Annotated in this window: 14 protein-coding genes; 4 read left to right on the top strand and 10 right to left on the bottom strand. The window is 72.4% G+C overall.

All coding sequences use genetic code 11. The features are described 5' to 3' along the window. Nucleotides 1-2: 2 nt before the first annotated feature. From CKO43_RS04750 to CKO43_RS04740, 3 genes are read right to left on the bottom strand one after another with little or no spacing between them, the layout of a single operon-like run. Nucleotides 3-854: an aldose 1-epimerase gene (locus tag CKO43_RS04750; RefSeq protein WP_200231075.1), complete on the bottom strand. Its 852-nt coding sequence runs from the start codon at nt 852-854 to the stop codon at nt 3-5. A gap of 4 nt (nt 855-858) precedes the next feature. Continuing rightward, nucleotides 859-1,374 (bottom strand): GNAT family N-acetyltransferase, encoded by a 516-nt coding sequence (locus CKO43_RS04745; RefSeq protein WP_200377984.1) that lies wholly within the window; start codon nt 1,372-1,374, stop codon nt 859-861. Between the two features lie 8 nt (nt 1,375-1,382). Next, nucleotides 1,383-2,072, bottom strand: coding sequence for a cytochrome b/b6 domain-containing protein (locus CKO43_RS04740; protein ID WP_200377983.1), 690 nt, complete (start codon nt 2,070-2,072; stop codon nt 1,383-1,385). A gap of 196 nt (nt 2,073-2,268) precedes the next feature. On the opposite strand from CKO43_RS04740, the gene CKO43_RS04735 reads away from it, so the two are divergent. Next, nucleotides 2,269-2,724, top strand: coding sequence for a c-type cytochrome (locus tag CKO43_RS04735; RefSeq protein WP_200231079.1), 456 nt, complete (start codon nt 2,269-2,271; stop codon nt 2,722-2,724). Nucleotides 2,725-2,895: 171 nt separating this feature from the next. Here CKO43_RS04735 and CKO43_RS04730 read toward each other — a convergent pair whose 3' ends face one another. The 4 genes from CKO43_RS04730 to CKO43_RS04715 form a co-directional block, all read right to left on the bottom strand. Then, entirely contained in the window at nt 2,896-3,633 is a 738-nt protein-coding gene (locus CKO43_RS04730; protein WP_200377982.1) for an alanyl-tRNA editing protein, read from the bottom strand. Further along, on the bottom strand, nt 3,633-4,466 hold the full coding sequence (locus tag CKO43_RS04725) for a PhzF family phenazine biosynthesis isomerase (RefSeq protein ID WP_200377981.1): 834 nt from the start codon (nt 4,464-4,466) through the stop codon (nt 3,633-3,635). Before CKO43_RS04725 ends, CKO43_RS04730 begins: the two co-directional genes overlap by 1 nt. A 123-nt stretch (nt 4,467-4,589) precedes the next feature. Further along, nucleotides 4,590-5,756 (bottom strand): aminotransferase-like domain-containing protein, encoded by a 1,167-nt coding sequence (locus CKO43_RS04720; RefSeq protein ID WP_200377980.1) that lies wholly within the window; start codon nt 5,754-5,756, stop codon nt 4,590-4,592. Then, complete coding sequence (locus CKO43_RS04715; protein WP_200231099.1) at nt 5,753-6,478, bottom strand: aspartate/glutamate racemase family protein; 726 nt, start codon at nt 6,476-6,478, stop codon at nt 5,753-5,755. Before CKO43_RS04715 ends, CKO43_RS04720 begins: the two co-directional genes overlap by 4 nt. Before the next feature lie 112 nt (nt 6,479-6,590). Here CKO43_RS04715 and CKO43_RS04710 point away from each other — a divergent pair, with 112 nt between their 5' ends. Both CKO43_RS04710 and CKO43_RS04705 read left to right on the top strand, forming a co-directional pair. Continuing rightward, the gene (locus tag CKO43_RS04710) at nt 6,591-8,000 is read left to right on the top strand and encodes an aminotransferase-like domain-containing protein (RefSeq protein WP_200231085.1); all 1,410 of its coding nucleotides are present in this window, start codon (nt 6,591-6,593) and stop codon (nt 7,998-8,000) included. 78 nt (nt 8,001-8,078) lie between these two features. Beyond that, a complete protein-coding gene (locus CKO43_RS04705) occupies nt 8,079-8,816 on the top strand; it encodes a hypothetical protein (RefSeq protein WP_200231086.1) in 738 nt (245 codons plus the stop codon). An 18-nt stretch (nt 8,817-8,834) separates the two neighbouring features. On the opposite strand, the gene CKO43_RS04700 is transcribed toward CKO43_RS04705, so the two are convergent. Beyond that, a complete protein-coding gene (locus tag CKO43_RS04700) occupies nt 8,835-10,751 on the bottom strand; it encodes an ATP-binding cassette domain-containing protein (RefSeq protein WP_200231087.1) in 1,917 nt (638 codons plus the stop codon). Nucleotides 10,752-10,813: 62 nt separating this feature from the next. On the opposite strand from CKO43_RS04700, the gene CKO43_RS04695 reads away from it, so the two are divergent. Then, nucleotides 10,814-12,142 carry a serine hydroxymethyltransferase gene (locus tag CKO43_RS04695; protein ID WP_200231088.1) on the top strand — a complete coding sequence of 443 codons (1,329 nt, stop codon included), beginning with the start codon at nt 10,814-10,816 and terminating at the stop codon, nt 12,140-12,142. A 151-nt stretch (nt 12,143-12,293) separates the two neighbouring features. Here the strand turns inward: CKO43_RS04695 and gshB are convergent, their stop codons facing one another. Together gshB and CKO43_RS04685 are read right to left on the bottom strand one after the other, a co-directional pair. Further along, nucleotides 12,294-13,241: a glutathione synthase gene (gene gshB, locus CKO43_RS04690; protein ID WP_200231089.1), complete on the bottom strand. Its 948-nt coding sequence runs from the start codon at nt 13,239-13,241 to the stop codon at nt 12,294-12,296. An 8-nt stretch (nt 13,242-13,249) separates the two neighbouring features. Next, nucleotides 13,250-14,440 carry a benzoate/H(+) symporter BenE family transporter gene (locus CKO43_RS04685; protein WP_242481053.1) on the bottom strand — a complete coding sequence of 397 codons (1,191 nt, stop codon included), beginning with the start codon at nt 14,438-14,440 and terminating at the stop codon, nt 13,250-13,252. Nucleotides 14,441-14,603: the final 163 nt, after the last annotated feature.

Genomic DNA, 14,603 nt, shown 5'->3' with positions numbered 1-14,603 from the left:
GCCTAGACGTGGGCGATGTCGATGCGCATCCAGGCTTCGGCGCCGGCGTCGGGGGCGACGTCGATCAGCCCGTGCGCCAGCGGGTCGGCCATGTGGATGGCGTTGCTGACGTGGCTCACCGGCTCGACGCAGAAATAGGGCTTGGTCTCGGGCGTGTAGACGACCAGGTAGCGCAGCGACGAGCTCAGGCGCAGCGACAGCTTCTCGTCGCGGATGCGGGCCGCGCCGCGCCAGCCTTCGAAGCAGTTGTCGAAGGCGAGGTGGGCGACGTCGGCGTCTATGCCCGGTTGCGGCAGCTTGCGCGTCGGCAGGCCGCTCGGATCGCTGTCCCAGCGGTCCGAGACTTCGGCGTGCAGCCGGCTGCGTGCGCGTTTCGGGAAGTACGGGTGCCAGCCCAGGCCCACTGGCTGCGAGTCGGGGCCGGTGTTGCGGAACTCGAGCCGGGCCTCGAGCGCGTCGGGCTTGAGCGAAAAGCGCTGCAGCAGCTCGAACGCGAAGGGCCAGTGCGAGTCGCCGGCGTGCACCAGGCGCAGCGTCGCGCTGTCGGCCGTGGCTTCGAGCGTCTCCCAGCCGCGCTGCCAGGCGATGCCGTGCAGCGAGTGCGGGCTGTCGGGTTCGTTCGGCGCGGTCGTGTGGTCATGGCCGTGCCAGCGCAGCCGGCGGTAGCCGAGCCGGTTGGAATAGGGCGCCAGCGGATAGCAGGCCGAGGCGCGTGCCGCGGCGAGTTCGGCCGGTTCGGTGCTGCGCAGCACCGGCAGATCGCCCAGCCAGAGGCCGGCGATCGAGCCGCCGAGGTCGGGGCGCAACGCCAGGCGCAGGTCGCCGGCACGCAGTTCGAGGGAGTTTGCAGTCATCGGTTCACCAGCGCGTCAGGCCGTCGTTGAGGTCGGCGCGCAGGTAATGCGCTCCGGGGATCGGGTTGAAGTAATAAGGCGGAATCTCCTCGAAACCGAGCGACTCGTACAGGCCGCGTGCGGCCTCCATGTCGTCCAGCGTGTCGAGCAGCATATTGGAGTAGCCGGCCTGCAGCGCCCGTTCGAGCAGTGCCTGCGCCAGCCGCCGGCCGATGCCGAAGCTGCGGAAGGCGCGTCGCACGTACAGGCGCTTCATCTCGCAGGCGTTGGCGTAGTCGACGTCGGCGAGCGCGCGGAAGGCGCCGCAGCCGGCCACCTGGCCGTCGACCAGCGCCAGCAGCAGCGCACCGCCGGGCGCGGCGTAGTCGCCGGGCAGCGCCGCCAGTTCCGCTTCGAAGCCCTGGAAACACAGGTCGATGCCCAGCGCCGCGGCGTACTCGCGCAGGATCTCGCGGGCTGCCTGCAGCAGCGCCGCGTCCTCGGGCGCGGGTTCGACGAGCTGGATGTCGGGCGTGTCCACGGGCAGGTTCAGAGCTGGCCCAGCGAGACGACCCAGTTCACCAGCGCCGCGACAACGGCGCCCAGCACCAGCGCCATCAGGCGCTGCTGCAGGCCGTCGGCGCTGGCCGGCGTGCCGGGTGGCAGCGGCTTGTCGCCGGTGAACATCGGCAGCACCAGGTTGTGGCCCTTCAGGCGGTGGAAGACGATCGAGGCGACGTGCAGCGACACGAGGCCGATGATGATCCATTGTCCCGGCCCCTTGTGCCACGCGGTCGCGTCGAGTGCGGTCTCGCCGCTGACGAAACGCCACAGCGGGCCGGTGTTGGCGATCTCGTCGTCGGCGACGAGGCCGGTCGCGACCTGGACCGAGACGATGCCCAGCAGCGCGAACACCGAGAAGCTGCCCAGCGGGTTGTGGCCGACCTCGATCAGCTCGTCGGGCCGCGAGCGCCCTTTCAGATAGCGCAGCAGCGCACCGGGCCCGTAGATGAAGCTGGCAAAACGCGACCAGCGACCGCCGATCAGGCCCCAGGCGAGGCGGAAGACGACCAGACCGAAGGCGACGTAGCCGCTGTTGAAGTGCCACTGCATCGCGTTGCCGCCGACTTTGCCGCTGACGAAGCAGACGGCGATCGTGGCGGCCAGGGACCAGTGGAACAACCGTGTTGGCAGATCCCAGACACGGACGGGGCGGGGCGGGTTGGCAGTCGGTGCCATGGGGACTCTGATCCTCCTCGTGGATGCGTTCGGCGAGGCTCAACCATAACCGCATCCGCGGCTGCTGCCGACGTCGGCTGGCCAGGCGAGCGATGTTTGTCCGAACCCCCGGTGGTATCGGCAAACACCCGCTTAGACTCGCCGCGCCGGGCCTGCGTGCCCGCGCCTAAGTTCATAACCCCAACGGAGTGCCTGCATGAAGAAGATGCTTCTCGTCACCGCTGCCGTGGCCGGTCTGGCCACGGCCCTGCCTGCCGCCGCGCAGTTCCAGAAAGCGGAGGACGCGATCCACTACCGTCAAAGCGCGTTCACGCTGATCGCCAACCATTTCGGCCGTGTCGCCGCGATGGCGCAGGGCAAAGCGCCGTTCGACGCCAAGATTGCCGCCGAGAACATCGCGATCGTCTCGACCCTGTCCAAGCTGCCGCTGACCGCCTTCGGGCCCGGCACCGACAAGGGCGGCTCGACCAAAGCCAAGCCCGAGGCCTGGAGCGATGCCGCCGGCTTCAAGGCCGCCGCCGACAAGTACGTCGCCGCGGTCGACAAGCTCGACGCCGCCGGCAAGAGCGGCGACTTCGGCCAGATCAAGGCCGCGGTCGGCGAGACCGGCGGCGCCTGCAAGGGCTGCCACGACAAGTTCAAGGCGAAGTGACGTACCGCGGCGCCACGGGCGCCGCACGTCGAACGGCGGAGCCCGCAGCGCGGCCTTCGCCGTTTCTTTTTATGCGGCCGGCTCGGCAAAACCGAGCACGACCCTGCGGGTCTGCTGCGGATCTTGGTGACCGCTCACGTGCGCGTGGCGCACATGAGCGTTCCCCAGCCCTCAGCCCCGGCCTGCGGCCGGCTCGGCAAAGCCGAGTACGACCCTGCGGGTCCTGGCCGACTTCTTCTCGATCTTGGTGACGATGACGGGTCCGATCTCGGCGGTGTTGGCGACGTGGGTGCCGCCGCAGGGCTGCAGGTCGACGCCGTCGATCTCGACCAGGCGCACGCGCCCTTGGCCGCGCGGCGGCTGCACGCTCATGCTGCGCACCAGCTGCGGATTCGCGTCGAGTTCGGCTTCGGCGATCCAGCGTGTGCGCACCGGGTGCGCCTCGGCGACCAGGCGCGCCAGGCCGGCGTTCAGCGCGTCCTTGTCCAGCGGCTCGGTCATGTGGAAGTCCAGCCGCGCGTAGCCGGCGGTGATCGAGCAGCCGTCCACCGGCTGCGGCACCAGCGCGCACAGCAGGTGGGTGGCGCTGTGGAAACGCCGGTGCGCCTGCCGGCGCACGAGGTCTATCGATGCCATCACCCGCTGCCCCGGCAGCAGCGCCGACAGGTCGGCGCCTTCGGCCGGGCGGTGCACGATGACACCGGGCTGCTCGGGGTGCTTGCGCGTGTCGGCGATGGCGACGCGCCGGCCTTCGGCGGTGAGCAGTTCGCCGGCGTCGCCGGCCTGGCCGCCGCCCTGCGGATAGAACACCGTGCGGTCGAGCACGATGCCGCCGTCGGCCTCGACCGCCAGCACCGTCGCCTCGCAGCAGGCCAGCGTGGCGTCGTCGCGGAACAGTTCTTCGGTCATCACAGCTCGACGCTGCCGGCGATGCAGGGCGCGACCTCGCCGCCGATCCAGATCGTGTCGCCGTCGCGCTCGACGTGAACCCGGCCGGTGCGCCCCAGTGCCGTGCCCTGCGCCGCGACATAACGGCCGGGCAGCACGCCGCTGCCCACCAGCCACAGCGCCAGGCCGGCGTTCAGGCTGCCGGTGACGGGGTCCTCGGGCACGCCGACGCCGGGCACGAAGGCGCGCACCTCGGCTGCGGTCTCGCCGTCGTCCTCGACCGCGACGACGCCGAGCTTGAGCGCGCCCATCGCCGCGACGTCGGGCTTCAGCGCCAGCACCGCGGCACGCGAGCGCAGCCGCAGCGCCAGCCATTCGGGGCCGTTGCTGACCCACTGGTGGTCGACGACCTCGTCGGACGTGATGCCCAGCGCCCGCAGCGCCTGCGCCAGCGTCGCCGCGTCGGCCGGGCCGCTGCGGCGCAGCGGCGGCGCCGCGAACGCCAGCCGGCCGCCGCTGCGGCGCAGCCGCACCAGGCCGATGCCGCACTGCTGGACGACGAAGCCGTCCTCCTGCGGCTGGCCACCGGCGGCCAGCCAGGCCCAGGCGCTGCCGAGCGTCGGGTGGCCGGCAAACGGCAGTTCGCCGCCGGGCGTAAAGATGCGCACGCGGTAGTCGGCGCCGGGCTCGGTCGGCGGCAGCAGGAAGGTCGTTTCCGACAGATTCGTCCAGCGCGCGAACGCCGCCATCGTGGCCTCGTCCAGCGCTTGGGCGTCGTGCACCACGGCCAGCGGGTTGCCACGGGTCGGCTGGTCGGCGAAGACGTCGACCTGGTGGAAGCGGTGCGTGCTCACTGCGGCACCCTTGGCGTCAGGCGGGAATGAGCCCCGGACAAGTCCTGAGGGCTCATGGGGCACCCTTCGGCCTGTCGGCCGGTCCCGTCAGGCGGGAATGAGCCCCGGACAAGTCCTGAGGGCTCATGCCGCCGCCTTCAGCACGCCGCCCAGCAGCGCGACGCCGCGTTCGATCTCTTCCGGCGGCACGGTGACGAAGCTCAGGCGCAGCGTGTTCGCACGCGGCGTGTCGGCGAAGAAGGGTGCACCCGGCACGTAGGCGACGCCGGCGGCCACCGCGGCCGGCAGCAGCGCGGTGGCATCCAGGCCCGCGGGCAGTTCGATCCAGAAGAACATGCCGCCGGCCGGCACCTCCCAGCGGCAGCCCGCCGGCAGGTGGTGTTCGAGTGCGGCGCGCATCGCGTCGCGGTGGCGGCGGTAGCGCGCGCGGATCGTCGGCACGTGTTCGTCCAGGAACCCGTCCTTCACGACCTCGTGCACGATGCGCTGGTTGAAGCCCGGCGTGTGCAGGTCGGCAGCCTGCTTGGCCTGCAGCAGCTTGGGGAACAGCACTCGCGGCGCCAGCATCCAGCCCAGGCGCAGCCCCGGTGCCAGCACCTTGGAGAACGAGCCCAGATAGAGCGCGTTCTCGCCCGCGTGAGCGGCCACCGGTGCCGGCGGCGGCGTTTCGTACCAGAGCTCGCCGTACGGGTTGTCCTCGACGATCGGCAGCCCGGCCTCGGCGGCCGCGGCCGCCAGCGCGCGCCGGCGGGCCTCGCTCAGGCAGCGCCCGCTCGGGTTCTGGAAGTTGGGCAGCAGGTAGAGGAAACGCGCGCCGGCGGCAGCCGCCAGCGCCTCGGGCCGCGGGCCGTCGGCGTCGCCTTCGACCGCGACGAAGTCCGGCTCGTAGGCGTTGAAGGCCTGCAGCGCACCCAGGTAGGTGGGCGACTCGACGGCGACGCGGCTGCCGGCGTCGATCATCACCTTGCCGACCAGGTCCAGGCCCTGCTGCGAGCCGGTGGTCACGAGGATGCGCGCCGGGTCGGCGTCCAGCCCCTGGGCGCACAGGCGCGCGGCGATCCACTCGCGCAGCGGCGCATAGCCTTCGCTCGCCGCGTACTGCAGCGCCTCGCGGCCGCTGCCGTGCAGCACGCGTGCGGTGGCTTCGGCCATCGCCGCGATCGGGAAGGCGTCGGCCGCCGGCAGGCCGCCGGCCAGCGAGACGATGCCCGGCTTCTCGGTCAGCTTCAGGATCTCGCGGATCGTCGAAGGATTCAGCCGCTCGGCGCGGCGGGCCATCTGCCAGCTCATCGTGTCGCTCCAGTTTCGGGCGCCTGCGCACCCAGCATCCAGTCCAGGGCCGCCGCGGCGTGCAGCGCGGTGGTGTCGAATACCGGCAGCGGCGTGTCGTCGGCGCCGAGCAGCAGCATCAGCTCGGTGCAGCCGAGGATCACCCCCTGCGCGCCCTGTTGCCGCAGCGGCTCCAGCAAGGCGAGCAGTTCGGCGCGCGAGGCGTCGTGCACGATACCGCGGCAGAGCTCGTCGAAGATCACGCGCTGCAGCGTCGCCCGGCCTGCGTCGTCGGGCAGCAGGCATTGGATGTCGTGGCGCTCGAACAGGCGCTGCTGCACGATGCTCTCGTCGTCCAGCGTGAAGCGGGTGCCCAGCAGCGCCGGGCGGCGCACCCCGGCGCGGGCGAGCGCGGCGCCGGTGGCGTCGGCGATGTGCAGCAGCGGCAGGCCCGACTCGGCTTGCACCGCCGCAGCCACCTTGTGCATCGTGTTGGTGGCGATCACCAGCGCCTGGGCGCCGGCGTCGCGCAGCCGGCAGGCGGCGCCGGCCAGCAGCGCCGCAGCGCCCTGCCAGTCGCCGGCACGCTGCAGCGCGGCGACGGCAGCGAGGTCGAAGCTGTGCATCACGATGGGCGCGCTGTGCAGCCCGCCCAGACGGCGCTGCACGCCTTCGTTGATCAGGCGGTAGTAGACCGCGGTCGACTCCCAGCTCATGCCGCCGAGCAGGCCCAGCGTCTTCATCGTCGTCGTCATCGGCCCAGTCTAGGGCTGCCGATCAGCACAGCAGCAGTACACTTTTCCGGCACACAACAACGATCTGTATCGGTGATGAGACCGATACACCGCCCGCACGATGGACGACACCCCCTGGCTGGCGCGTGCCGCCGGCGAGACGCTGGCCGAGCAACTGGCGGCGCGTTACAGCGAACGCATCACCCAGCGCCTGCTGGCGCCGGGTGCGCGCCTGCCCTCGGTGCGCGACTGCGCGCGCCGGCACCGGGTCAGCGCCAGCACCGTCGTCGGTGCCTACGAGCGGCTGCAGGCGCGCGGGCTGGTCGAGGCGCGGCCGCAGCGTGGTTTTTTCGTGCGCGAAACGGCACCGGCGCGTGCGCTGCCGGCCTCGCCGACGGCAACCGCGCCAATGCCGTTGCCGGTGGACGCGACGGCGCTGATCCGCAGCATGTTCCAGGCGCAGTCGGGGCGGCCGGCGCCGGGCATGGGCACACTGCCGCAGGAATGGCTGGACGCCGCGCTGCTGCAGCGCGCGCTGCGCCGCGTTGGCCAGGCCGACGCCTCGGCCTGGCTGCGTTACGGCGAACCCGCCGGCGACGGCGCGCTGCGCCAGGCGCTGGCGCAGCGCCTGGCCGATCTCGGCATCCCCGCGGCGCCGGCGCAGATCATGACCTCGATGGGTGCGACGCACGGGCTGGACATCGTCTCGCGCACGCTGCTGCGCCCGGGCGACGCGGTGCTGGTCGACGAACCCGGCTGGTCGGTCGAGTTCGCACGCCTGACGGCCGCCGGCATGCGGCTGCTGCCGGTGCCGCGCGGTGTCGACGGCCCGGACCTGGCGGCGCTGGAGGCGCTGGCGCGCGCGCACGCGCCGCGCCTGTACGCCACGGTGTCGGTGCTGCACAACCCGACCGGCACCTCGCTCGGCGCGGCGGCCGCGCACCAGGTGCTGCGCATCGCCGAGGCGCACGACTTCCTGATCGCCGAGGACGATACCTACGCCTGGCTGGCGCCGGCGCACGCCCCGCGGCTGGCGCAGCTCGACGGGCTGCGGCGCACGATCTACGTCTCGGGTTTCGCCAAGATCCTGACGCCGCAGTGGCGCGTCGGCTTCGTCGCCGCGGCGCCGGCGCTGATCGAACGTTTCATCGACACCAAGCTGCTCGGCTCGCTCGGCACGCCCGGGCCGCTGGAGCACGCGCTCGCCTGGTGCCTGGAGCAGGGCCTGCTGCGCCGCCACGCCGAACGCATCGGTGCGCGCCTGGACACGGCACGCGCGCGTGTGGTGCGCCTGGCGGAGGCTGCCGGCTGCCGTTTCGTGACGCCGCCCCAGGGGCTGTTCGGCTGGATAGACGTCGGCGCCGACACCGAGCGTCTGGCTCAGAACTTGCTCGATGAAGGCTGGCTGACCGCGCCCGGCGTGTTGTTCCACCCGACGCGGCGGCCGACGACGCTGATGCGGGTGAACTTCGCGACCTCGCTGGAGCCGGCTTTCTGGCGCCGGCTGCGCGAGTTGGCCGATGCGGGCTGAAGGCCTTTTCGCCTTTGTCACCCGGCATCCGTACCATCGGTCCCACGGCTTTATCGAGTCGAGGCGGGAATGAACGGTATGTTCGAGTCGACCCTGCCGGCCGGTGTCCCGGACCTCCTGAGCGTCAGCGCCTTCCGGCGCTACCTCGACGAGATCGCGCGGGACGTCGAGGCCGAGAGCGGTGCCGGCCGGCTGTCGGGGTTGAACCCGTCGCTGCTGCAGGATCTGCTGCGTTTCGATGGCCGCCAGGACCGCGAGGGCCTGGAGGTGCTGGAGGTGCTCGCGGCCTGCGTGCGCCACGGCCGCGCCTTGCTGGTGCATCTGCAGGACGGGCAGCGCGTCGTGCCGCTGACCGTGTTCCCGGCCGAGCGCCTGGTGCACTGCCCGGTGTCGCCGCCGGAGCTGCTGGCCGCCAACCCGACCGCGCTGCGCGTGCTGCACGTCGAGCCGGCGCTGCAGCGCCCGCTGGGCCACCCCGACCGTGCGCTCGTCGGCGAAGCCGAATGCCACGCGCCGCTCGGGCCGCTGCTGTGGGAGCTGGCGCTGCACGGCGCGCGCGAGGACCTGCTGCCCGAGATCGCCGGCCCGGCCGCCTACCGCCTGGCGCCGGGCGTGGACCTGGCCGGCCTGAAGCTCGCCGGTTCGCTGGCTGCGGCGGTCTACCGGCTGCGGCGCAGCACCAGTTCGCTGCGGGAGATCGCCGAATGGCCCGGTTTCGACCGCGGCCGCGCGATGCGGCTGCTCAACGGGCTGTACCTGCAGGCGGGCTTGATCGTCTCGCGCTCGCACCCGGCGGCGGCGGACGGCTGGTTCTGACCGGACGGTCCGGCCGGGTCAGCCGCCCACCGAAGCCAGCGCCTCCCAGCGTTCCAGCGCCGCGAGCAGTTCGGTCTCGATCGTGTCGTGGCGTGCCTGCAGCCCGGCGACGGCCTGCGGTTCCTTGACGTAGAGCTCGCTGCTGGCCAGGCGCTCGGCGATCTGCTTCTGCTCGGTTTCCAGCGCCTCGATGCGCGCCGGCAGCGCGTCGAGTTCACGCTGTTCCTTGTAGCTCAGCTTGGTGCGCGCCGCCGCCGGTTTCGCCGTGGCGGCCGGTGCCGCCACCGCTGCCGGCGGCGGCGGTGCTGCGGCTTCGGCTGCCGCGCGCGAGCGTGCACGCTGCAGTTTCCAGTCTTCGTAGCCGCCTTCGTACTCGCGCCACAGCCCGGGACGCCCGCCCCAGAGCGGGTCGCCTTCCCAGGCGATCGTGCTGGTGACGACGTCGTCGAGGAAACGCCGGTCGTGGCTGACCAGGAAGACGGTGCCGGCGTAGGCCTGCAGCAGCTCCTCCAGCAGGTCCAGGGTGTCGATGTCCAGGTCGTTGGTCGGCTCGTCGAGCACCAGCACGTTGGCCGGCAGCGCGAACAGCCGCGCCAGCAGCAGGCGGTTGCGTTCGCCGCCGGAGAGCGTGCGCACCGGCGAGTTCGCGCGTTCCGGCGCGAACAGGAAGTCGCCGAGGTAGCTCATCACGTGCTTGCGCCCGCCGCCGACCTCGACCCACTCGCTGCCCGGGCTGATGGTGTCGGCCAGCGTCGCGTCCAGCTTCAGCCCGGCGCGCATCTGGTCGAAGTAGGCCACCTGCAGCTTGCTGCCGCGCCGCACCGTGCCGGCGCTCGGTTCGAGCTGGCCGAGGATGAGCTTGAGCAGCGTCGTCTTGCCGACGCCGTTCGGCCCGATCAGCCCGACCTTGTCGCCCCGCAGGATCGTGGCGCTGAAACCTTCGATCAGCGAGCGCTCGCCGAAGCGCATCGCCACGTCCTGCAGTTCGGCGACGATCTTGCCCGGCGGCAGGCCGGCGTCGAGCTCCAGCCGCACCTGGCCCAGCACCTCGCGCCGTGCGCGCCGCTGCTCGCGCAGCTTCACCAGGCGTGCGACGCGGCCGACGCTGCGGGTGCGCCGGGCTTCGACGCCCTTCCTGATCCACACCTCCTCCTGCGCCAGCATCTTGTCGGCGCGTGCCGCGGCCATCGCCTCGGCTTCGAGTTCGCGCAGCTTGGCGGCCTCGAAAGCGGCGAAGTTGCCGGGGTAGCTGCGCAGCTGGCCGCGGTCGAGTTCGATGATGCGCGTGGCCACGGCGTCGATGAAGGCGCGGTCGTGCGAGACGAAGACGAGCGCGCCGCGCGCGCCGGCGGCCGCGCCGCGCCAACCCACCAGCAGCTCCTGCAGCCACTCGATGGCGTCGATGTCGAGGTGGTTGGTCGGCTCGTCGAGCAGCAGCACGTCGGGCGCCGCGACCAGCGCACGCGCCAGCGCGACCCGCTTCTTCATGCCGCCGGAGAGCGCGTCGACGCTGGCGCCGGGCGCCAGGCCCAGGCGCTGCATCGCTTCCTCGACCCGCTGCTCCCAGGTCCAGCCGTCCAGCGCCTCCAGCCGCGACTGCAGCGCGTCCAGGTCCTCGGCGTCGTGGGCTTCGTAGCGTGCGCGCAGTGCGCGGGCCTCGGCTACACCTTCGGCGACGGCGTCGAAGACGGTCGCGCCGGGCTCGAACAGCGGCTCCTGGGCGACGTAGACGCGGCGCACACCGGTCTGCAGCTGCAGCGTGCCGTCGTCGGCTTTCTCCAGCCCGGCTAGGATCTTCAGCAGCGAGGACTTGCCGGCGCCGTTGCGGCCGATCAGGCCCAGGCGCTCGCCGGGTTCGAGTGCAAGGGCGGCGCCGTCGAGCAGCGGCACGTGGCCGTAGGCGAGGTGGGCATCGGCAAGGGTGATCAGGGCCATGGCGCGATTGTCGCTGCCAGGCTGCAGCCGTCGCGCTGTCCCCGCCGTAGCATCGGCCGATCATGCTGCAACGCCGCGCCTGGGTCCCCACCCGCTCCGAGAACCTCGTGCAGACCATCGCCGCGGCCACCGCGGCGGCCACGAGCGAGGCCACCGCCGCCGAGATCACCCGGCTCGTCACCGAGAACCGTCGCCTGCACGACGAGGACGGGATCAACCTGAACCCGGCCTCGAACGTGATGAACCCAAAGGCCGAGGCGCTGCTGGCCTCCGGCCTGGGCTCGCGCGCCTCGCTGGGCTGGCCCGGCGACAAGTACGAGATGGGGCTGCAGGCGATCGAACGCATCGAGGTCGTCGCCGCCGAACTCGCGGCCGAGGTCTTCGGCGCCCATTTCGCCGAGGTGCGTGTGGCCTCGGGGGCGCTGGCCAACCTCTACGTCTTCATGGCGACCTGCCAGCCCGGCGACACCATCATCGCGCCGCCGGCCGAGATCGGCGGCCACGTCACCCACCACGCTGCCGGCGCCGCCGGGCTGTACGGGCTGAAGACGGTGCCGGCGCCGGTGCACGCCGACGGCTACACCGTCGACGTCGACGCGCTGCGCACGCTGGCGCACCAGGTCAAGCCGGCGCTGATCACGCTGGGCGGCAGCCTGAACCTGTTCCCGCACCCGGTGGCGGCGGTGCGCGCCATCGCCGACGAGGTCGGCGCGACGCTGATGTTCGACGCCGCCCACCTGTCCGGCATGATCGCCGGCGGCGCCTGGGCCAACCCGCTGGCCGAAGGCGCCGACGTGATGACGATGAGCACCTACAAGAGCCTGGGCGGCCCGCCCGGCGGGCTCGTCGTCGGCAACGACGCGGCGCTGTTCGAGCGCATCGACGCCATCGCCTACCCGGGCCTCACCGCCAACTTCGACGCCGGCAAGACCGCGGCGCTGGCGCTCGGCCTGCTCGACTGGAAGGACTACGGCCGGGACTACGCCGCCACGATGCAGGCCACCGCCCGCGCGCTGGCCGAGGCGCTGTCAGGCGCCGGGCTGCCCGTCTACGCGCGCGAACGCGGCATGACGGAGTCGCACCAGTTCGCCGTCGAGGCGGCGCGCTGGGGCGGTGGCCAGGCCGCCGCGCGCCGGCTCGAACGCGCCCGGCTGCTGGCTTGCGGCATCGGCCTGCCGACGGCGCGTGTGGCGGCGATAGCCGACGACGTCAACGGCCTGCGCCTGGGCGTGCCCGAGATCGTGCGCCTGGGTTTCGGCCCGGCGCAGATGGCCCAGCTGGGCGCGCTGATCGTGCGTGCGCTCGAAGGCGTGCCCGAGGCGGTGGCGCCCGAGGTGACGGCGCTGCGCCGGCGCGTGGCCAACGGCGCTTTGCGCTTCGTGCGCGCCTGAAAGCCGGCGCGGCAGGACCGGCAGCGCGCCGAGCCCGCAATTCGTCAAACTGACTGGAGCCTCCCTCGCGGAGGGAGGCTGGAGGGTGCGGTCCGACAAGCGGGAGCACCCTCGCGGAGGGGGCTCGGGGGAGCCGTACGTTCAGTCCCGGCTAAGCCGCGATAGCGGCTTGCAGCGCGTCGACGAACATCGCCGCGACGTCGAAGCCGGTCTGCTGCTGGATCTCCTGGAAGCAGGTCGGGCTGGTGACGTTGATCTCGGTGATGCGCTCGCCGATCACGTCCAGGCCGACGAGCAGCAGCCCGCGCGCCGCCAGCACCGGGCCCATGGCCTCGGCGATCTCGCGGTCGCGCGCGGCCAGCGGCTGCGCCACGCCCTTGCCGCCGGCGGCAAGGTTGCCGCGGATCTCGCTGCCCTGCGGGATGCGCGCCAGCACGAAGGGCACCGGCTTGCCGCCGATGATCAGCACACGTTTGTCGCCCTGCACGATCTCGGGCAGGTAGCGCTGGACCATCAGCGTGCGCGTGCCGCCGGCGTTCAGCGTCTCGATGATGCTGCCCAGGTTCAGGCCGTCGGCGCCGACGCGGAAGATGCCCATGCCGCCCATGCCGTCCAGGGGCTTGAGGATGACGTCGTGGTGTTCGGCGTGGAAGGCGCGCACCGCGGCGGCGTCGCGTGTCACCAGCGTCGGCGGCGTGAACTGCGGGAACTCCATGATCGCCAGCTTCTCGGGGTGCTCGCGCAGCGCCGCCGGCTTGTTGAAGACGCGCGCACCTTCGCGTTCGGCCTGGCCCAGCAGGTGGGTGGCGTAGAAGTACTCGCTGTCGAAAGGCGGGTCCTGGCGCATCAGCACCGCGCCGGTGTCGGCCAGGCGCGTGCGCTGCGTCGCGACAACGCGGAACCAGTCGTCGGCGTCGCCGGTGAGTTCGATGCGGCGCGTTTCGGCGACGACGCTGCCGCCGCTTTGCCAGCCCAGTGCACGCGCTTCGCAGTGCAGCAGGCCGTGGCCGCGGCGTGCGGCCTCGCGCATCATCGCGAAAGTGCTGTCCTTGTAGGTCTTGAAACCTTCCAGCGGGTCGGCGACGAAGAGCAGGTCCATGCGGGGTCCTAACGGGTGGGGCGCCAGTGTTGCACGGCCAGCGCCAGCGCGCCGGCGGCCACGCCCCAGAAGGCCGCGCCGATGCCCCACAGGCTCAGGCCGCTGGCGGTGACGAGGAAGGTGATCAGCGCCGCCTCGCGGCTCTTCTCGTCCTTCATCGCGACCGCCAGCCCGCTGCCGATCGTGCCCAGCAGCGCGAAACCGGCCAGCGCCAGCACCAGCTCCTTCGGGAAGGCCGCGATCAGGCCGACGACGGCGCCGCCGAGCAGGCCGACGACGACGTAGAAGATGCCGGCCATCGTCGACGCCCAGTAGCGCCGCGCCGGGTCTTCGTGCGCTTCGCGGCCCATGCAGATCGCCGCCGTGATCGCGGCCAGGTTGAGCGCGTAACCGCCGAACGGCGCCAGCAGCAGCGATGCCAGCCCGGTCGTCGTCACCACCGGCGACACCGGCGTGTCGTAGCCGGCGGCGCGCTGCGCGGCGACGCCGGGCAGGTTCTGCGAGGCCATCGTGACGATGAACAGCGGCAGCGCCAGGCCGATGGTCGCGGCGAGGCTGAACTCCGGCATCGTGAACACGGGCTCGGCCCACTGCCAGGAGATGCCGCCCCCGTGCAGCTGGCCGCGTGCCGCGGCGATCGCGGCGCCGACCGCGAGCACGCCCGGCACCGCGTAGCGCGGCCACCAGCGCCGTCCGGCGAGGTAGGCCAGCAGCATCGGGAAGACGAGCGCGAACTCGCGCTGCATCGCGCCGAAGGCGTCGAAGGCAAAACGCGCCAGCACGCCGGCCAGCAGCGCCGCCGCCAGCGCCTGCGGCAGCCGGTTCATCACGCGCGCGAACAGCCCGCTGGCGCCGGCCGCCGTGATCAGCAGCGCGCAGACGATGAAGGCGCCGACCGCCTCGGCCATCGAGAAGCCGGCGCCGGCCGTGGCCAGCAGCGCCGCCCCCGGCGTCGACCAGGCGGTCAGCACCGGCTGGCGGTACCAGAGGCTCAGGCCCGCGCTCGTCAGGCCCATGCCCAGGCCCAGCGCCCACATCCACGACACCGTCTGCGCCGGCGTCGCCCCGAACGCGGCCGCGGCCTGGAAGACGATCACGACCGAGCTCGTGAAACCGACCAGCACGGCGACGAAGCCGGCGACGACCGCGGGCAGGGACAGGTCGCGCAGCGAGATCCGGCGAACGGCGTCAGGGTTCAAGGCGGGCAAGCGGCACTCTGGTGGCACCCAGCGGGCGCATCAAGCGGACGCCGCGGAACCGGCTCTGCCGGGCCGCTGGCGTCGCCCCCCTGGAGGGGCTTCGGCGGGACGTGGACCGTCCGGTGGACGGGCCGCGCCAGTCGAAGGGCCGGGCCACTGGCCC

It is taken from the genome of Rubrivivax gelatinosus (genome assembly GCF_016583785.1).
GTDB classification, from domain to species: domain Bacteria; phylum Pseudomonadota; class Gammaproteobacteria; order Burkholderiales; family Burkholderiaceae_C; genus Rubrivivax; species Rubrivivax gelatinosus_B.
Note: the sequence above shows the minus strand (reverse complement) of the source record. Positions and strands in the feature narration are given on the sequence as shown.